Origin of the sequence: Rhizobium leucaenae USDA 9039 (assembly GCF_000426285.1) — a bacterium.
In the GTDB taxonomy this organism is placed as follows: domain Bacteria; phylum Pseudomonadota; class Alphaproteobacteria; order Rhizobiales; family Rhizobiaceae; genus Rhizobium; species Rhizobium leucaenae.
On record NZ_AUFB01000006.1, the window covers coordinates 138,954 to 155,793 of the forward strand.

The 16,840-nt window shown below is 58.3% G+C and carries 18 protein-coding genes and 1 pseudogene; 9 read left to right on the plus strand and 10 right to left on the minus strand.

Annotated features, from left to right (window positions below; all coding sequences use genetic code 11):
• Positions 1-21 precede the first annotated feature (21 nt).
• The gene (ku, locus tag K290_RS0111575; protein ID WP_028752082.1) at positions 22-825 is read left to right on the plus strand and encodes a non-homologous end joining protein Ku; all 804 of its coding nucleotides are present in this window, start codon (positions 22-24) and stop codon (positions 823-825) included.
• On the opposite strand, the gene ligD is transcribed toward ku (K290_RS0111575), so the two are convergent.
• Together ligD and ku (K290_RS0111585) are read right to left on the minus strand one after the other, a co-directional pair.
• Positions 822-3,362, minus strand: a complete 2,541-nt coding sequence (gene ligD, locus K290_RS0111580; RefSeq protein ID WP_028752083.1) for a DNA ligase D — start codon at positions 3,360-3,362, stop codon at positions 822-824. The genes ku (K290_RS0111575) and ligD overlap by 4 nt on opposite strands.
• A gap of 3 nt (positions 3,363-3,365) precedes the next feature.
• Complete coding sequence (gene ku / locus K290_RS0111585) at positions 3,366-4,205, minus strand: non-homologous end joining protein Ku (RefSeq protein ID WP_028752084.1); 840 nt, start codon at positions 4,203-4,205, stop codon at positions 3,366-3,368.
• 224 nt (positions 4,206-4,429) lie between these two features.
• Between ku (K290_RS0111585) and K290_RS37890 the strand changes: the two genes are divergently transcribed.
• Complete coding sequence (locus K290_RS37890; protein WP_172831005.1) at positions 4,430-4,603, plus strand: hypothetical protein; 174 nt, start codon at positions 4,430-4,432, stop codon at positions 4,601-4,603.
• A 117-nt stretch (positions 4,604-4,720) separates the two neighbouring features.
• Positions 4,721-5,008 carry a hypothetical protein gene (locus K290_RS0111595; protein ID WP_028752085.1) on the plus strand — a complete coding sequence of 96 codons (288 nt, stop codon included), beginning with the start codon at positions 4,721-4,723 and terminating at the stop codon, positions 5,006-5,008.
• A 65-nt stretch (positions 5,009-5,073) separates the two neighbouring features.
• On the opposite strand, the gene K290_RS0111600 is transcribed toward K290_RS0111595, so the two are convergent.
• The 3 genes from K290_RS0111600 to K290_RS0111610 all read right to left on the minus strand — a co-directional run bounded on the left by K290_RS0111600 (position 5,074) and on the right by K290_RS0111610 (position 7,587).
• Positions 5,074-6,087, minus strand: coding sequence for an alpha/beta hydrolase (locus K290_RS0111600; protein ID WP_425337589.1), 1,014 nt, complete (start codon positions 6,085-6,087; stop codon positions 5,074-5,076).
• Between the two features lie 210 nt (positions 6,088-6,297).
• A complete protein-coding gene (locus K290_RS36185) occupies positions 6,298-6,729 on the minus strand; it encodes a hypothetical protein (RefSeq protein ID WP_202595626.1) in 432 nt (143 codons plus the stop codon).
• Between the two features lie 168 nt (positions 6,730-6,897).
• Entirely contained in the window at positions 6,898-7,587 is a 690-nt protein-coding gene (locus K290_RS0111610) for a DJ-1/PfpI family protein (RefSeq protein ID WP_028752088.1), read from the minus strand.
• An 87-nt stretch (positions 7,588-7,674) separates the two neighbouring features.
• On the opposite strand from K290_RS0111610, the gene K290_RS0111615 reads away from it, so the two are divergent.
• A complete protein-coding gene (locus K290_RS0111615; protein WP_037135270.1) occupies positions 7,675-8,625 on the plus strand; it encodes a GlxA family transcriptional regulator in 951 nt (316 codons plus the stop codon).
• 269 nt (positions 8,626-8,894) lie between these two features.
• On the plus strand, positions 8,895-9,332 hold the full coding sequence (locus tag K290_RS0111620; RefSeq protein WP_028752090.1) for a hypothetical protein: 438 nt from the start codon (positions 8,895-8,897) through the stop codon (positions 9,330-9,332).
• 491 nt (positions 9,333-9,823) lie between these two features.
• On the opposite strand, the gene K290_RS0111625 is transcribed toward K290_RS0111620, so the two are convergent.
• Positions 9,824-10,075, minus strand: a complete 252-nt coding sequence (locus K290_RS0111625; protein WP_028752091.1) for a DUF982 domain-containing protein — start codon at positions 10,073-10,075, stop codon at positions 9,824-9,826.
• Positions 10,076-10,284: 209 nt separating this feature from the next.
• Here K290_RS0111625 and K290_RS0111630 point away from each other — a divergent pair, with 209 nt between their 5' ends.
• A complete protein-coding gene (locus K290_RS0111630; protein ID WP_028752092.1) occupies positions 10,285-10,779 on the plus strand; it encodes a BON domain-containing protein in 495 nt (164 codons plus the stop codon).
• A 25-nt stretch (positions 10,780-10,804) separates the two neighbouring features.
• On the opposite strand, the gene K290_RS0111635 is transcribed toward K290_RS0111630, so the two are convergent.
• Entirely contained in the window at positions 10,805-11,455 is a 651-nt protein-coding gene (locus K290_RS0111635; protein WP_028752093.1) for a UdgX family uracil-DNA binding protein, read from the minus strand.
• A gap of 89 nt (positions 11,456-11,544) precedes the next feature.
• The gene (locus tag K290_RS0111640) at positions 11,545-11,823 is read right to left on the minus strand and encodes a DUF982 domain-containing protein (protein WP_028752094.1); all 279 of its coding nucleotides are present in this window, start codon (positions 11,821-11,823) and stop codon (positions 11,545-11,547) included.
• 292 nt (positions 11,824-12,115) lie between these two features.
• Between K290_RS0111640 and K290_RS0111645 the strand changes: the two genes are divergently transcribed.
• Complete coding sequence (locus tag K290_RS0111645) at positions 12,116-12,457, plus strand: response regulator (RefSeq protein WP_161631242.1); 342 nt, start codon at positions 12,116-12,118, stop codon at positions 12,455-12,457.
• Positions 12,458-12,543: 86 nt separating this feature from the next.
• On the opposite strand, the pseudogene K290_RS34075 reads toward K290_RS0111645, so the two are convergent.
• Together K290_RS34075 and K290_RS0111655 are read right to left on the minus strand one after the other, a co-directional pair.
• A pseudogene (locus K290_RS34075) lies at positions 12,544-13,027 on the minus strand (NuoB/complex I 20 kDa subunit family protein).
• Between the two features lie 245 nt (positions 13,028-13,272).
• Positions 13,273-13,977, minus strand: coding sequence for a transcriptional regulator NanR (locus tag K290_RS0111655; RefSeq protein ID WP_028752096.1), 705 nt, complete (start codon positions 13,975-13,977; stop codon positions 13,273-13,275).
• 183 nt (positions 13,978-14,160) lie between these two features.
• On the opposite strand from K290_RS0111655, the gene oiaX reads away from it, so the two are divergent.
• Together oiaX and K290_RS0111665 are read left to right on the plus strand one after the other, a co-directional pair.
• Positions 14,161-15,420 (plus strand): 3-oxo-isoapionate-4-phosphate decarboxylase OiaX, encoded by a 1,260-nt coding sequence (oiaX, locus tag K290_RS0111660; protein ID WP_037135272.1) that lies wholly within the window; start codon positions 14,161-14,163, stop codon positions 15,418-15,420.
• The gene (locus tag K290_RS0111665; protein ID WP_028752098.1) at positions 15,417-16,757 is read left to right on the plus strand and encodes a four-carbon acid sugar kinase family protein; all 1,341 of its coding nucleotides are present in this window, start codon (positions 15,417-15,419) and stop codon (positions 16,755-16,757) included. Before oiaX ends, K290_RS0111665 begins: the two co-directional genes overlap by 4 nt.
• Positions 16,758-16,840: the final 83 nt, after the last annotated feature.

The following is a 16,840-nucleotide window of genomic DNA, read 5'->3' on the forward strand; positions in this document are numbered from 1 at the left end:
TGAAAACCGGGAGATCGATACATGGCGCCGCGTTCCTTCTGGAAAGGTTATCTCAAACTCTCGCTCGTGACCTGCCCGGTTGCGATGACCCCGGCCGTGTCCGAGAATGAGAAAATCCGCTTTCATACCCTCAATCGCGAGACCCGGAACCGCGTCGTCAGCCAGTATGTCGACTCCGTCACCGGCAAGGCTGTGAAGGAGGACGACGAGGTCAAAGGCTATGAGCGTGGCGAGGGTGACTATGTGCTGATCGAAGACGACGAGCTGGACTCCGTCGCGCTCGAAAGCACCCGCACGATCGATATCGATGTCTTCGCGCCGCGCGACTCCATCGAATGGATCTGGCTCGACCAGCCGCATTATCTGACCCCGGACGACCCCGTCGGCGAGGAAGCTTTCTGCGTCATCCGCGACGCCATGGAAGCAACCGCGACGGTCGGCATCTCCCGCCTGGTGATGTATCGCCGCGAGCGGGCAGTCATGCTCGAGCCCCGCGACAAAGGCATTGTTTTGTGGACATTGCGTTACGGCGACGAGGTTCGCGATGCGGCCTCCTATTTCGAAACAGTCAAAGCGGACAAGCCCGATCCGTCTTTGATGTCGCTCGTCCTGCAATTAATCGACGAGCAAAAGAAGCCTTGGACGCCTTCGATGGCGAGCGATCCCGTGCAGGACAAGCTGCACGATCTGATTGCCGCGAAAAAGAAGGGTCGGAAACGGCCGGCCAAATCTAAGCCTGAGGCCGAAGCACCGCCGAGCAATGTTATCAACATCCTGGATGCATTGAAAAAGAGCGTTGCGGCCGCCTCGAAAGCCAAACGCTAGCGAACTCTTCCTTTTTTAGATTTCAGTTGTTCCAAAGGTGCCGCGGCTGCCCGAAAATCTTCCCAGGGGTCAGAGCGAAGTGCGGCGAGCCGGTTGGGCGTATTGTTCACGGTGAAATAGGCCGGGCCGATCGCCGGACTGAGTTCCTCCCAAGCGAGTGGCATCGAGACCGCAGCGCCCGGCCGCGCTCGCGTCGAATAGGGAGCCACTGCCGTCGAACCACGCTGATTGCGCAGATAATCAACCAGGATTTTGCCCTGGCGCTTCGATTTGGTGATGGTGGAAACGTAGCGTTCGGGGCTGTCGGCTGCCATCTGATCGGCAACGGATTTCGTGAAGGCTTTGACGGCCGGCCAGTCGGCCTTTGGCTTCAACGGCGACACGACATGCAGACCCTTGCCGCCCGATGTCTTGATGAAGGCGGCGAGCCCAGCCTCTTTCATTCGATCGCGCGTTTCCTCCGCCGCTTCGATCACCCGCTCCCATGGCACGCCGGGGCCGGGATCGAGATCCATGATGATCATATCGGGATGTTCCCAATCGGCAATCGTGATGCCCCATGGGTGGAGTTCCAGCGATCCCGCCTGCACGAGACCAAGCAGGCCATCGAGATCATCAATGCTAACCAGCGGGCCCTCATCCTTTTCCTTCGGGTCATGGATGAGAACGATGTTCTTGTTCAGGCCTTTCCACGCATGCTTCTGGAAAAAGCTTTGGCCGTTGACCCCATCGGGGCAACGCAGCAGCGCCAATGGCCGCTGCACGACGAAGGGCGCCATGTATTTCCAGACATCGGTGTAATAATCGGCGAGACCTTCCTTGGTGACGCCCTCGTCCGGCCAGTAGATGCGGTCGGCATGGGTGAGAACAACCGTCCGCTTCGGCAGCTCAGCTTCGGTGGCCGTATTGGCAGAAGTTTCCCGGACAATTTCGGTTGCCGGCTTGTCTTCGCGCAAACCTCGGAATGCCGCATGCCGGAGCAGGCCATCTCCGGTCCAGGTACGGAACTCGATTTCGGCAACCAGTTCCGGACGAACGAAACGGACGCCGCGCGCTTCCTCGGCGTTGAGGCGTTTATCGAACGGGCTTTCGTCAGCGCGCATGCCCTCGAGCTGAGAATAGAGAGCCTCGGCAACCTTGTTGGTAAACCCGGTGCCGACGCGACCGACATGCTGCAGCTTATCTTTGTCGTAAATGCCAAGCACGAGCGAGCCGATCGCCTTGCGCGCCGTCGATGACGGCACATAGCCCGCAATCACGAACTCCTGCCGGAAGGAACACTTCGATTTCAGCCAACCTTTGCCACGGCCGGAGCGATAGGGTTCATCGGCGCGTTTCGACACGATGCCTTCCAGGCTCAAACGGCATGCATGTTCCAACATCAGGTCGCCATCGGCATCGAAATCGCTGCTGAAGCGGAGTTTGCCATTCCCCGAGGGTATGATTTTCTCCAGTATTTTCTTTCGTTCTACCAGCGGGGCGTCGCGCAGATCATATCCGTCGAGGTAGAGGAGATCGAAGACATAGAGGACGAAACGATCGTTCCTGCCGTCGCTCAGATCGGCCTGCAGGGCCGAGAAATCCGATGCACCGGAACCAGTCTCGACCACCAATTCGCCATCGGCAAGCATTGTTTTGACCGGAAGATGGGCAAGCTCGGTCAGAAGCGTTTTCCCAAACTTGTCCGACCAGTCGAGACCGCTGCGCGTCAGCAACTTGACGCGACCGTCCTCGATGCGGGCTTGCACACGATAGCCATCAAACTTGATCTCGTGGAGCCATTGCTTCCCACTTGGCGGCTTTTTCGTCAGCGTCGCCAATGTCGGCGGCACGAAATCGGGCAAAGCCATCTTTTTAGCCTTCTTCGCAGACGAAGGATCAGCCGCAGTTTTCATTGCCGGCCGTTGGGTTTGCTTGCGCTTGGCGGTCGGCTGCTCGATCTTGCCCGTCTTCGAAGACCATCCGGGCTTTTCTCCTTCGAGCTCTTCGATCAAGCGGCCGGTCTTCACGGATTCCGGCCGCTCTTCGAGAATGTCATCGGCGCCCTCGGGACGGGCGGCCTCATCGTCGCCTTTGATGAGCAGCCAATTGTCCTTCTTTTCCCGAGCGCGTCTTGCCATGCGGATCAGATGCCAGCGGCCGTGGAGCTTTTCGCCATGCAGCTCGAGTTCGATGTGACCCTTCGTCAAGCCCTTGTGCGGATCGCCGTCCGGCTCCCAGGTGCCGCGATCCCAGACGATCACCGAGCCGCCGCCATATTCGCCCTTGGGAATGGTGCCTTCGAAATCACCATAGTCGAGCGGGTGATCCTCCACCTGAACAGCCAGGCGTTTGTCGCTTGGAACCAGGCTCGGACCTTTTGCAACCGCCCAGCTCTTCAAAACGCCGTCAAGCTCCAGGCGAAAATCATAGTGCAGGCGGCGCGCTGCATGTTTCTGGATGACAAAGCTGTTATGGCCGGCGCTCTTACGCGTGCGTCCCCTCGGTTCCGATGTCTTCGAGAAATCCCGCTTTTCGCGATAGGTCTCAAGCGCCATGGATCAACCTGCCTTTCGCTGCCGGGAGGCGTTGGAAGCGGCTCGTTTCGGCGGCTGCTTCTTTTCTCCCTTCATGCCGGCGCTCTGGCGAAGCGCCTCCATGAGATCGACCACCTTTTCCGGCTTGCGCTCCTTGCGTACCGTAATTTTGCGCCCTTCGAGCTTCGCCTTGATCAGATCGGTGAGTGCCGCCTCATAGCGATCATCAAACGTCTGAGCGTCGAACCTGCCGCTTTTCGTGGTGATGATATGCTTTGCCAGATCGAGCATTTCGCCCTTGATCTTGATGTCTGGTATATCGTCGAAAGCCTTGTTGGCGGAGCGGACCTCGTAGTCGAAGTTCAGCGTGGTCGCGAGCAGGCCCTTGTCGTAGGGACGGATCAACAAGGTCCGCAGGCGCCGGAAAAGCACCGTTCGCGCGATGGCCGCAACCTTCTTTTTCTGCATTCCGTCACGGATCAGCGCAAAGGCTTCTTCGCTGCCCCGATCGCTCGGCGCGAGGTAATAGGGCTTGTCGAAGTAAACGTCGTCAATATCGGAGCATGCGACGAATGCCTGGAGATGAAGGGTCTTGTCGCTTCCGGGGACAACGGAGGCGATTTCATCGGGCTCCAAGATCACATAATCGTCCTTGCCGACTTCGTAGCCTTTGACCTGATCCTCGCGCGCTACGGGTTTCCCGCTGCTGCTGTCCACGAATTCGCGCCGGACACGATTGCCCGTCGCACGATTGATGGTGTGAAAAGAGATGCGCTCGGACGTGGACGCCGCAGTATAAAGCGCCACCGGACAAGTCACCAGACCGAATTGCAAATAACCTTTCCACTGCGCACGCGGCGACATCCGACAAATCTCCGGTGAACCCAATGGAATTGAACGATATCTTGCGGGCTTTGTTCCGGCACTAGAGCCAGTTTTGTTAACCGGCCCCTTTCCTTCAAAAAGATTGGAGGCAAAGGCAGTAGAGTCCAATCAACAAGCGGGGACTCCATTTACGCAAGACTTCGTAACCGTCTTGACGAACGCAGGGCATCGTGAGAACATATAGTGAACAAATGGAGGTATCCATGACGAAAACTGAGCAAGTCATAGAACGCGCCATGACCTTTGTCGCCGTCTCGAAAGCGCTGCGGGAACGCGAGCAGGAACGGCGTGCCGCCTGGAAACGCCGCGTCGATATCAGCCGGCCGCTGCCACCGTTGCCACGCGGCTTGCAGCTTTCTCTCAAGTTGGATCGGTGATGCGGCCCATGAGGCTCTGCGAACAAGCGGCGTGTACAACGAAGCGGAATGGTCGCTCTTGGGTCTCTTAAGGAACCGCAACGGAGCGATGGCGTTTTCTTAGAGGAGGACAACGCCATGGCAAAATATGATCCAACGTCACCCCCGGGCCCAGCTCCGGAAGCGGGGCTCCCAAATCCTATCCAGCCCCAATCGGTAGAGCCGCCTAAGATAGATACTGCAGCAAATGATGCTGGCGCAGACGACGATGATGAAGCCGCGTATGCGCGCGGAGCCGAGGCCGGCAGAAGAGAGGCGGAGACCGAGAAAAATCCCTATCCAGAGGAAAGCAGTCGCGCAAAGGCATATGAGCATGGCTATCTGGATGCGCAGAAGATAAGAAGCGACCACAAGCCGCCGGGTTGAAACGACACCCCTCTGATCGCTCTTATGGACACGGCAGACCACACCGGCCTGCCGCGGAGAAATGCTTATTCTTCGGACCCGTCGGCAAAGTGAGAGACGGCAAACTCGGCGACTTTTCTGTTCGATTTGCGCGCATCCTCTATCCAGAATGGGAAGATCTGCCACTGATGGATCATGCCCGGCCAAACCTCCGCGGTAACATCAACGCCGGCCTTGCGTGCCTTGTCTTCCAGCCGGCGCGTGTCGTCGAGCAACGTCTCACGCGAGCCGACCTGCAAGAGGAGGGGCGGAAAACCAGTCATATCGGCATAGAGCGGCGATCGCTCAGGAGCGACCGGAGATTTGTCGCCGATATAGGCGTTGCGGATGATCTCCAGCTCGGCTTTGCCCATGAACGGATCATTTTCGGCATTGGCGGTCATGGATTCACCGGTTGCGGCGAAATCGGTGACGGGGCTCATGGCGACCACCGCCGCCGGCAAAGGTGCCTTGATCCGAAGCTGGTAAAGGGTCGCCTCGATTGCCAAAGTGCCGCCAACGGACTCTCCGGCAATCACCACATTTTCCGGCCTGTATCCTGAGGCTAGAAGCCAACGATAGGCGGCCAGCGTGTCATCGACCTGGGCCGGGAACCTATTCTCCGGCAACAGACGGTAGCCGACCAGGAGAACATCGGCGGACGCAGCCTTGGCAAGCGAACCCGCTATATTCCGATGCGTCCTTAGGGAGCCGCTGTAGAACCCTCCTCCATGGAGATAAAGGATAGCGCGCCGGCCAATCGGATGGTGCAGCCGTGCGGGCCATATTAGGTCGGCGTCGACCCCGTTAGCATCGACATGGCGGATCTGCACACGCGTCGGATCCGGCGTGGACGCCATAAGCCTTTCGAAGGCGGCACGCCTTTGGCGAAGGTCCTGAGCGGCATAGGTTTGACGCAAGGCCTCGGTGAGTTTGTCGATCTGATTGTTCGACGCTTTCGTCTGTGAAGCGGCGTCAAGCGCATAGGCCGTTGACGTCGGCAGCACCGGTAAAAGGATCATCGCGACGGTGGCGATCAATACAGCCACAAAAAGGCGCATGAAGCGAAAAAACCAAAATCCGTTCATACGATTAGCCTTTCTGCCATGAAGACCCGGCGCAGTATTACGATCCCACGGTCGCAGAATTGATGTCTGAGTCAAGCCTGACGGGCGCGGTCAGAGAGCCGGCCAACAGGCCACCAGCAATAACTATGGCCTCTTCCTTGCACGATCCCGACAAGGCGTACGGGCCTAAGAATGCCCGTGGAATCACGCAACGCGAAACTCAGCTATAGTGCACCCCTTCATACAGCACGTAACCGACAGGGTGGTGCGTAAAGTGGAGAACCGCAATACTGGATTGCTGTTATCTTCCGTGGGGTAGGCCGACGCAATGGAAATATATTCGCCCTGCAGCTCGATTGCTTCCCCTGCCCTCAAATCGGGAATCTCGTGGTCGAGCCCTTCATTGTCGCCGAAACGCACGGCAACGAAGACGATCTGGCCGGTGATATCGTCATCGCCGCCGTCAAACTTCAGAACCATTTCGATCTTCACCGTGAAATGCTGGTGGTTTGCACCGTGGTGGTTCTCTGGAGCCTCGAATACATGTGCTATCGTGCCCTGGACCCGAGCCAGCGGCGCGCCGAGAGAATGTGAAAACCGATGGTGGGGAAGTATCCTATTTGCCCGATTACTCATCGCAACCTCGATAGATGCCTTGGTGAATCGCCTACCCAGTCCGTTATTATCTGCAATCGATTGCACCGAAGTGACATCGCCAGCGGTTGCGAACCTTCCAATCGAGAGGAAGCAACCGCCGGCGATGCAGCAGCCGAGATCGCTCTCGGTAGGTTCCCAGATGCCCGCCTAAGCCAGTTCGCGCTGAGACGCCGTCCATCGGGCGATGATGGCCTCTCGCGCCGCCCGTGTGCCGGCAAGGCGCCACTTCGTCCTCGCGATCACATCGGCTGTCGCCTCCTCAGGGGTGCCCGAATGGAATGGCGGTGCGGGCGCGTATTCCAGCGATAGCTGAACCGTCTCCGCTTCTTCCTGGCTGATAAGGGCCGCAACGACCGCCAGCCCGAAGTCGATCCCGGCGGTAACTCCGCCCGCCGTGATGAGATTACCGTCGCGGACGATGCGTCCGGCGGTCGGGACGGCGCCGAAGCTTGGAAGAAAATCCAGGGCATTCCAGTGCGTCGTCGCCTTCCTGCCTTTGAGCAGACCGGCGGCACCGAGCGCAAGAGAACCGGTGCAGACCGAGGTGATGAAACGCACCTGTTCTGCCCGCGCACGAATAAAGGACAGCACGATCTCATCTTCGAGCAGTGCATTGATGCCGCCACCGCCGGGCACGCAGAGAACATCGAGCTGCGGGCACTCAGCGAACGTGGTCGTCGGCTGAAGCGGCAATTTCGTCGCCGAGATGACCGGCGAGGTGTCTTTCCAGATCAGATGGACCTCCGCACCTTCCGTCGAGGCAAAGATCTCATAGGGGGCCGTCAGATCGAGCTGTTGAATGCCAGGAAAGACAAGCAATCCAAAGCGAATGGTCATAATGCGTTCTCCATTGGTTGACTCCGGCGAACTTACGCGATCACTATCTGGCGTATTTGCCAAAGTCCCTTCATTTTGAGCCAATCTATGCGCCGCATTGAAATTCTTGCCTTCGAAGATGCCCAACTGCTCGATATCACCGGGCCCTTGCAGGTATTCACCAGCGCCAACGAGGAGGCACTCGCGGCCGGCCAGCCGAGGCCCTATGACGCGATTGCTGTTGCAACAAGCACGCAGACGGCAACAACTTCGGGATTGACGCTTGCGACAGCACTGCTGTCTCGTGACGATGAGACGATCGATACGTTGATTGTCGCCGGTGGCATCGGCGTCAATAAAGCGTGCGAGGATCGGAGCCTTGTCGACTGGATCCGCCGGCGTTCAGCCAAGGCGCGACGGACCGCCTCGGTTTGCAGCGGCGCCTTTCTTCTCGCCGAAGCCGGACTTTTGGATGGCCGACGGGCGGTAACGCATTGGCACCGATGCAAGGAGTTTTCCAAGCGTTTCCCAAAGGTCCGACTGGAACCCGATCCGATCTTTATCCAGGACGGCAACACATGGACGTCGGCAGGCGTTACCGCCGGCATCGATCTTGCGCTCGCGCTGGTGGAGGCGGATCTCGGCCGAAAACTGACGCTCGCCGTTGCACGCGAACTCGTCGTTTTCCTGAAGCGGCCGGGCGGTCAGGCGCAATTCAGCACCATGCTCTCGCTGCGGGAGAGCGGCGATCGTTTCGACCGGCTGCACGGATGGATCATCGACAATTTGCGCGCCGACCTTTCGCTGCCGGCGCTCGCCGAGCAGGCGAACATGAGTGCCCGCAGCTTTTCGCGGCATTATCACCAGACGACGGGGCGCACCCCGGCCCGGGCAGTCGAGGATATCCGTGTCGAGGCCGTGCGGCGTCTCCTGGAGCAGGGCTTGTCTGTTCGTCAGGCACGTACGCGCTGCGGCTTCGGTTCGGAAGAGACCATGCGGCGGAGTTTTCTCAGGGCATTCGGAACCACGCCGCAGGCCTTTCGCGATCATTTCGGATAAGGCGATCGCCGCTAAACGATCGAACAAGATCGCCTGCAAAAGGGCAGAATGCCTCCGTCGAAAGACAGGCATCGGCTCCGAAATGCAAACTTTCCATGGTGTCTATGTCCGGCCGACAGAGGGACAAGAAGCCCGGGACATAATTTTTCTCGTTCCACAGATCGTCTCGCACCCCAAGATGACTGGACATCTCGTCTCTTTGGGATCACCATTGATGCGGGCTGAAGTGACATCGAAGGGGACCAACTATCGCCAAATAGGAGGCCGAGATGAAGCAGCATGCACGCGATGACTTGCAGAAAATTGCAAAAGTCGATCAGGATTTCCTTAATCGAGAGATGTCGCGAAGCCAACGGCTCGAACGTTGGATAGATCTTCTCGAGCGGAGTCCCCGACAGTTTCTTTCCACTTTGCGCGAAACCGAATTTCAGCCTAGCGAAACCAGGGCGGCAATGCGGACGGATAGCTCCCCAATCTCCGTCGCCTTTGCAGATCCGGTTCTTCGCGCCGCTGGTTTGGAAAACGACAGCTACGGAGAAGCCAAGCGCTTCTTTGAACTCACGGACCATGAGCTGCACGGAATTGTCTGCTACTGCCATTTCGGCGAGACGGTCAGTTCTGCCGTAGTCGCACGCTCCATCCGTCCGTTGGTCGCCGGGCGGCCACCGAGCCTGTTTGCCCGTTTGCGGAAGGCATTGTCGATATAGACTATACCTTCGGCAATACCGGCTCCGGCTGACGGACTTGGCGATGTGTCCAACTTGGCTGCATCGCAAAGGTAAGACACCGGCAGTCGAGCGTTGGCTTGGCAATCCCTGAGGCAGAGATCCTCAAGGATCGCCTTGCCCGACGCTTGGCGGAGGACCATCGCGGATAGCAATCTAGAGCGAGAGAATAAGAAGCCTGCAATGTTGTTGCGAGCAAGCCGGCCTTCGGCTCGATTCCAAGCATAAAACGAGAAAGGGCGCTCAACCCATTCGGGGAGCGCCCTTTCCAACCCGGACAGCCTGAAACGCCGCGACTGGCGTCGAGCAGCAGACCATCAACACGGGAAGTGACGCTTAGATGCGGTCGAGCGCTTCCGATTTCAAGTGGAACGGCATGAATGGATTGCCAGGTAGGCTAAAAATCCAGCGCGCGACCTTGGTGCAAAGTTGCCGGGACGGCCCGGTCGCGACGAGCGTATTTTGACGATGTATCAATCCCTTACCACAATGCCGGCCGAAACGGCGGCCGCCAAAAAAGCATCGCACGCTTCGTCTACCGACCCTTGACTATGGTAGGTGCTGATTAAGGTTTTTTTGGCCATGGCATGAACACGATCGGCTTTGCCTGTTGGCCATTCGCGAAGAAGAAATTTCAAGGCCTGTTCGGTGTTATTGATCGTGACGTGGTGGCTGTTCTCTCCGGTGACGACCGTCACCGAACGATTCCACAAATATTTGGACATGTAATTGTTTCCTCCGCCCGGAAAACGGACACTCTTCGCCTTGGTTCCAGACAGAGCGAAACAATCAAAAATATATTCATCCGGGAATGCTCAAACGCCGCAGGGCCTGAGCGCCCCTCTTGTCGCAATTGCTTCGAGGTTAAGCCGGAGTATCGATGAAACAAAATCGGCTTTGTCTTGTTTGACCTTTGATAGGAAAGGAGCTCGACATGACGCAGCCTCGAAAGCCCAAAACACTATCGCGCGAAGAAGACTATCGCGATTATGAGGATCGCAATCTTCGTGACGGTTGGCCGTACTCGGACGGAAGTGGAAGTGCCTCGCAGAGCCCCGAGAACAGGGGATATGGCGATACCGCCGCCAATTTCGACGAGGAATCAAATGGCGATTTCATCATAGATACAGCCGATCAGACTGGCCTCGAGCGCGCCGAGGATCATACGGCCGGACCTCTTCCGACCGACCGTATTGACAGCGACGAGCTGGAAGCAGTCATAACCGAGCGGCTTGAACAGAGCGGAGTCGACATCGACAGCATCGACGTGCGCGCCAATGATGGCGTTGTGACGTTGGAGGGTAGCGTCGAGACGATCCCATTGGCTCGTCATCTCGAAGCCATCGTTCGGTCCATCCCCGGAGTTGTGGAGGTTCAAAATAACCTTCGGACGACGGGCGTCGACGCGCACATTCCGGGCGACGAATAGCGCCAAGTTGGCTAAGGAATCGGAGTCAATGCCGCAGGAAATTCCGGATTTTTTTCAGATCCTGGATGAAGGCCAATCGGCTCCGTTCCTTTTCGTCCGCTTCCCTGATCCTCAGAAGCGCAGACGGATGAATGGTGACGAGAATGTCGAGTTCGCCGAGTGGATGAAGAATGCTGCCGCGGTCGCGCATCACCCGCACCTTCGATCCGAGCAGTGAGGATACGGCCGTCGCACCGAGCGCTACGACGAGTTTCGGTTTCAATAGCTCAAGTTCGGCGCCGAGCCACCAGGCGCAGCGTTGTATCTCACCGGCATTGGGCCTGGAATGCAGCCGCTTCTTACCGCGCATCTGATATTTGAAATGCTTGACCGCATTGGTGACGTAACAGCGGTCGCGATCGACACCCGCCTCATTGAGACATGCATCCAACAGACGGCCCGCCGGCCCGACGAACGGCCTGCCTGACAGATCCTCTTTATCGCCGGGCTGTTCGCCAACCAGTACCACCTCCGCGGTTTCAGGGCCTTCACCGAAGACGAGATGCGTCGCATTGCGATAGAGGTCGCAGCGCGTGCAGGATTCGGCCTGGTGGCGGAGTTCGCCAAGCGTCGCCGCATCGGCGTGATCGGGCTTAAGAGAAGGACCGGTATCGGGCGAAGAGTGTTTATCGAGCATGGGAGGCTCGCTGCAATTTGAACGTCACACCCTCGTCAACCGATCCCCGCTCTCTTTGTTCCGTGTCGATCGGACGCAATCGGCGGTCCTCACCAGACGTATCCATCATCCGGTATCAGGCGCGCTTCGAGGCAGGCCATAACAAAAGCTTCGCGCGCAGCCTCCAGGGTGGCGCGGTGTGAAACGGCTGCGAGGCACTTTTCCTTGGCCTCCACATAATATGAACCTCTTTCGGACGGCCATCTGACGGATAGGAAATGGATCGCGTCTTCCGGCCCGTTCACGAGTGAGGTGAAGCGACCGCCTACAGCCACGCAAACCGGTGCATTCCAGAGCATTTTGAATTTGACGTCGATGATCTCGTTCATTTTGCTCCGCCTATCGTTTGCTCTGCCTATCGGCCACCAAACCGTGCCTCGGGATGATTGTTCCCGCAGGATGGAGCGCTATTTGAGGGATACGACATCGCATCCGCGGCGCTGGCGTGTCCCCGCGGCGCGCAAGCCGAGGCACTACGTCCCGCAGCGCCGTTGAGATCGTCTTCCCGGCTCGGGAACAACCGTTGCCTTTGAATGTTCGTGGGTGTGCGGGGCAGTTTCTGGATCGAAAATGAGCGACTCGACGGTGACATATAGCCAGATGTTTTCGGGCAAGCGGCTCTTGATCGTCGAGGATGGATATTTCCTCTCTGAAAAGACGAGCCAAAAATTGCGGGAACTTGGCGCTATCCTGATCGGCCCGGTTCGCAAGGCCGAAGAAGCTCTCGAACTCATCAAAAGCAAGAAAGTAGATGCGGTGATCCTTGATCTTCGTCTCAACGCTCGACTTGCTTTTTCGATGGCGGAAACGCTTGAGAGGTTGAAGCTTCCCTACATATTCGCAAAGGGAGATGGACCACCTCTCGTTCCCGCCGGATTTCCCGGCTTCATCCTGTGTGAAAAAGCCGCTGAGATCGAACATATTGCCAAGGCGCTGTTCGGCAGGCGAAAACGTAAAACCTGATAGACTTGTGCGATTGGATGGCCAGCCGTTGATGGGCCTGGTCGACGCGACTTTCCGGGCCGATCCCCCAGCCCGTCCGGTGTTGACTACCGTTCGATCGTGCCGGTGCGGCGGATTTTGCGCTGCAGGAGCAGGATGCCATAGAGCAGCGCTTCTGCCGTCGGAGGGCATCCGGGTACATAGATATCGACCGGCACGACCCGGTCGCAGCCGCGAACAACGGAATAGGAGTAATGATAATAGCCGCCGCCATTGGCGCATGAACCCATCGAGATCACATAGCGGGGTTCAGGCATCTGGTCATAGACCTTGCGAAGGGCCGGGGCCATCTTGTTGCATAGGGTCCCCGCCACAATCATCAGATCCGATTGTCTGGGACTGCCGCGTGGCGCAGTGCCGAAGCGCTCGACATCGTAGCGCGGCATCGACATCTGCATCATCTCGATTGCGCAACAGGCGAGCCCGAACGTCATCCACATCAGAGATCCCGTTCGCGCCCAGGTGATGAGTTCATCCGGTGCTTGTGACAAGAAACCCTTTATCGGCAAGCTCGTTGCTGATGCTGCCCATAAGAGGGTCGCGGAAAGGTGTCTCGCCGCGAAATTGCAAATTGCCGATGTTTTGATCGTGATCAAGTGGAGACATCATTTGCTCCTCCGTGAAACGATATCCCTAACTTCATTAGGGAGGGCGTGTTCCAGAGGTGACGCTCTTCATTCCAGCCACAAATATTGCGTTGGTTATGCAACGCTATTCGCGGCTTCGGCATACGCATTGGGCCGAGCAACCGGCTCGGACGGAAAATCGATTGCCGTCTATTTGGTGTAGAGGGCCCTCGACCGCTCCAGATGCTTCAGGACCGCAGCTTCCGTACCGTCGGCATCGTGGTCGGAAAGCCGCTCCAATATCTCCTCATGCTCGACCAGCGTGAACTTTTCCTTGCCGGTCCAGATGAGCATGTCCGTGTGGTAGGTCTTCAGCCACGCCAGCATCGCCTCGCTGACTGCGACAAAGATCGGGTTTCCGGAAATCTGGGCAATCCGGGTATGAAACTGCATGTCGGCCGAAATGAATTCTTCGGCATGCCCTAAGGAAGTTCGCTGGCGTTCGATAATATCTCTGAGGTCGGCAATATCTTTTTCCGTTGCGCGCGGTGCGGCCTCCCGGGCCATGCCTCGCTCGAAGAATATGCGCGCGCTCTTCAGATGTTCGAGGGTGTCCGACGACTGCGATAGCATGATCTTCGCGGTCAAATCGACCTGCCGGAAAATCGACTTCGCCGTCAGTTGCAGCACCTTCGCCCGCTCCCCATGCGAGATGCTGACCAATCCCATATTGGCGAGCGATTGCATCGCTTCACGAATTGCCGGACGCCCGACGCCGAAGCGCTCCATGAGAACACGTTCGGACGGCATCTCATCGCCGGGCTTGAGTTCTCCGGACGTGATCAAACGCTCTAATCGGTCGAATACCTCGTCGGAGAGTTTCCGACGTACAATCTGCTCGACTGGCTGGCTCATGGCATCTCGCTGGCTCAAAGCTTTTCTCCCTTATGCAATGTCAGACAGCGTCGAGAAAGCCCGTTCGGAACGACACAGGGCCTCCTGAACAAAAAAATCGTTGCACAAATTGGAATACTCATTATACCAGATCACAAGTTGACGCCACGACAAAATCGCCGGCGAACGGAGCAACGCCTGCTTATGAGCATTATCATTACCTACCGCATTGAGACGCCCGGCCACATCGAAGCGATGGCCGACAAGATCGCCAGCGATCAGTCGACGGGCACCTTCGTGCCGGTTCCCGGTGAAACGGAAGAGTTGAAATCACGTGTCGCCGCGCGGGTTCTGGGCATTCGGCGGCTGGAGGATGCAGGGCGGCCGACATGGCCCGAAGTTGCGACCGGTCATGGTCCTCTTCATCGCGCCGATGTCGATATTGCCTTTCCGCTCGAAGCGATTGGCACCGATCTTTCAGCCCTCATGACGATTGCGATCGGCGGCGTCTACTCGATCAAAGGCATGACGGGCATTCGCATCGTCGATATGAAGCTGCCCGGGGATTTTTACGGGGTGCATCCGGGTCCGCAATTCGGCATTGCCGGCAGCAAGTGTCTGACGGGCGTCGAAGGACGCCCCATCATCGGCACGATTGTCAAGCCGGCTCTCGGCCTTCGTCCCGTAGAGACCGCGGAATTGGTCGGCGAGCTCATCAGCTCCGGCGTCGATTTCATCAAGGACGATGAAAAGCTGATGAGCCCTGCCTATTCGCCGCTCAAGGAACGTGTCGAGGCGATCATGCCGCTGATCCACGACCACGAACAGAAGACCGGGAAGAAGGTGATGTATGCCTTCGGCATTACCCATGCCGATCCCGATGAGATGATGCGCAACCACGACCTTGTCCTGAAGGCCGGCGGCAACTGTGCCGTCGTCAATATCAATTCCATCGGCTTCGGCGGCATGAGCTTCCTTCGCAAGCGCTCGGGACTGGTGCTGCACGCCCACCGCAACGGCTGGGATATACTGACACGTCATCCCGGCGCCGGCATGGATTTCAAGGTTTATCAACAGTTCTGGCGTCTGCTCGGCGTCGACCAGTTCCAGATCAACGGCATCCGCGTAAAATATTGGGAGCCGGACGAAAGTTTCGTCGAGTCCTTCAAGGCTCTCAGGACACCGCTGTTCGATCCGTCCGATTGCCCGCTCCCTGTTGCCGGCTCGGGTCAATGGGGCGGCCAAGCGCCGGAGACTTACCAGCGCACCGGCCGCACCACCGATTTGCTCTATCTCTGCGGAGGCGGCATCGTCAGCCATCCCTTCGGACCGGCCGCCGGTGTCCGGGCGATCCAACAGGCGTGGCAGGCCGCGGTCGCAGACATCCCGCTCGAGGACTATGCGAAAGACCATCCGGAACTCGCCGCCTCGATCACAAAATTCAGTGACGGCAAGGGTGCATGATGGCGACGGGCAATCTTCTGATCAGCTATTATGGCGACGATTTCACCGGCTCCACCGACGTGATGGAGGCTTTGGCGTCGAACGGCGTTCCGACGGCGCTTTTTCTCGGTATTCCGGATGCTGTGCTGCTGGAGCGCTTCAGCCAATGCCGGGCGATCGGCATTGCCGGCACAAGCCGCAGCGAGACCCCGGAATGGATGCAGCAGCATCTCGTTCCGGCATTGCGATGGCTGAAGGGGCTCAAAGCGCAGATATGCCATTACAAGGTCTGCTCCACCTTCGATTCCAGTCCGCGGATCGGCAATATCGGCAAGGCAATCGAGATCGGCAGGGAGCTTTTTTCGCAATCCTCGGTGCCGGTCGTCGTGGGGGCGCCGCAGCTTAAACGCTACACGGCTTTCGGTCACCTTTTCGCGGCCTATCAAGGCCGGGTCTACCGCATCGACCGCCATCCGGTGATGAGCCGCCATCCGGTCACGCCGATGGACGAAGCCGATCTGGCGCTGCATCTCGGCAAGCAGACCTCCCTCCCCGTCAGCCTCGTCGATCTTGTAACCCTTGCGGCCACGGATGCGGACGATCGGGTCGACGAACACGCCGCCACGGCAGGAATCATGCTGATCGACGTCGACAGCGCCGAAACGCAGGCTGCGGCGGGGACGCAGCTTTGGCGGCGCGCCGCCAAAGACGGTTCCTTCGTCGCCGGCTCCTCCGGCGTCGAATACGCGCTGCTGAATGCCTGGCGCCGTGAGGGACTGATTGGCGAGTGCCCCGATTTCGCGCTGCCGGGAAAGGTCGAACGCCTGGCAGTCGTCTCGGGCAGCGTCTCGCCGACGACGGAACGGCAGATACGTCATGCGATGACTGATGGTTTCGATGGCATCGATCTCGATCCCCTGGCACTTACCGGCGAAAGCGCTGACCGCGCGATCGAAGATGCCGTCAATGCCGGCATTGGCAGGCTGAAGACGGGCCGCAGCGTCATCCTGCACACGGCCCTCGGCCCCTCGGCTGATCGTGGCAGCGCCATCGACCGTGTTCCGGACGCCCGGCATCGGCTTGGGCAAGCCCTCGGCATCATCCTGCGTCGGCTCGTCGAAGGCGAAAAGCTCAGCCGTGCGGTCATCGCCGGCGGCGATACGTCGAGCCACGCGCTGAAGGAATTACGCGTCGAAGCCCTGACGACGCTGCTCCCTCTCCCGCAGACGCCGGGTTCGCCGCTCTGTGTGGCTCACGGTAGCTACGCTCCGACCAATGGACTGCAGATCGCGCTGAAAGGCGGGCAAGTCGGAACCGACGGCTATTTTCCGCAGATCCGCGACGGAAGAAGCGCTTAGAAAAATGAGCTTAAGTCCTTCAGAGTAATGGTGTGCTTATTGACTCATCATACCACTTGCTATACCACAATTCGAAATCGACG

What these genes read in the sequence shown, in the direction of transcription:
- ku (WP_028752082.1), top strand. Translation starts at nt 22, where the DNA reads ATGGCGCCGCGTTCCTTCTGGAAAGGTTATCTCAAACTCTCGCTCGTG.
- ligD (WP_028752083.1), bottom strand. Translation starts at nt 3,362, where the DNA reads ATGGCGCTTGAGACCTATCGCGAAAAGCGGGATTTCTCGAAGACATCG.
- ku (WP_028752084.1), bottom strand. Translation starts at nt 4,205, where the DNA reads ATGTCGCCGCGTGCGCAGTGGAAAGGTTATTTGCAATTCGGTCTGGTG.
- K290_RS37890 (WP_172831005.1), top strand. Translation starts at nt 4,430, where the DNA reads ATGACGAAAACTGAGCAAGTCATAGAACGCGCCATGACCTTTGTCGCC.
- K290_RS0111595 (WP_028752085.1), top strand. Translation starts at nt 4,721, where the DNA reads ATGGCAAAATATGATCCAACGTCACCCCCGGGCCCAGCTCCGGAAGCG.
- K290_RS0111600 (WP_425337589.1), bottom strand. Translation starts at nt 6,087, where the DNA reads ATGCGCCTTTTTGTGGCTGTATTGATCGCCACCGTCGCGATGATCCTT.
- K290_RS36185 (WP_202595626.1), bottom strand. Translation starts at nt 6,729, where the DNA reads ATGAGTAATCGGGCAAATAGGATACTTCCCCACCATCGGTTTTCACAT.
- K290_RS0111610 (WP_028752088.1), bottom strand. Translation starts at nt 7,587, where the DNA reads ATGACCATTCGCTTTGGATTGCTTGTCTTTCCTGGCATTCAACAGCTC.
- K290_RS0111615 (WP_037135270.1), top strand. Translation starts at nt 7,675, where the DNA reads ATGCGCCGCATTGAAATTCTTGCCTTCGAAGATGCCCAACTGCTCGAT.
- K290_RS0111620 (WP_028752090.1), top strand. Translation starts at nt 8,895, where the DNA reads ATGAAGCAGCATGCACGCGATGACTTGCAGAAAATTGCAAAAGTCGAT.
- K290_RS0111625 (WP_028752091.1), bottom strand. Translation starts at nt 10,075, where the DNA reads ATGTCCAAATATTTGTGGAATCGTTCGGTGACGGTCGTCACCGGAGAG.
- K290_RS0111630 (WP_028752092.1), top strand. Translation starts at nt 10,285, where the DNA reads ATGACGCAGCCTCGAAAGCCCAAAACACTATCGCGCGAAGAAGACTAT.
- K290_RS0111635 (WP_028752093.1), bottom strand. Translation starts at nt 11,455, where the DNA reads ATGCTCGATAAACACTCTTCGCCCGATACCGGTCCTTCTCTTAAGCCC.
- K290_RS0111640 (WP_028752094.1), bottom strand. Translation starts at nt 11,823, where the DNA reads ATGAACGAGATCATCGACGTCAAATTCAAAATGCTCTGGAATGCACCG.
- K290_RS0111655 (WP_028752096.1), bottom strand. Translation starts at nt 13,977, where the DNA reads ATGAGCCAGCCAGTCGAGCAGATTGTACGTCGGAAACTCTCCGACGAG.
- oiaX (WP_037135272.1), top strand. Translation starts at nt 14,161, where the DNA reads ATGAGCATTATCATTACCTACCGCATTGAGACGCCCGGCCACATCGAA.
- K290_RS0111665 (WP_028752098.1), top strand. Translation starts at nt 15,417, where the DNA reads ATGATGGCGACGGGCAATCTTCTGATCAGCTATTATGGCGACGATTTC.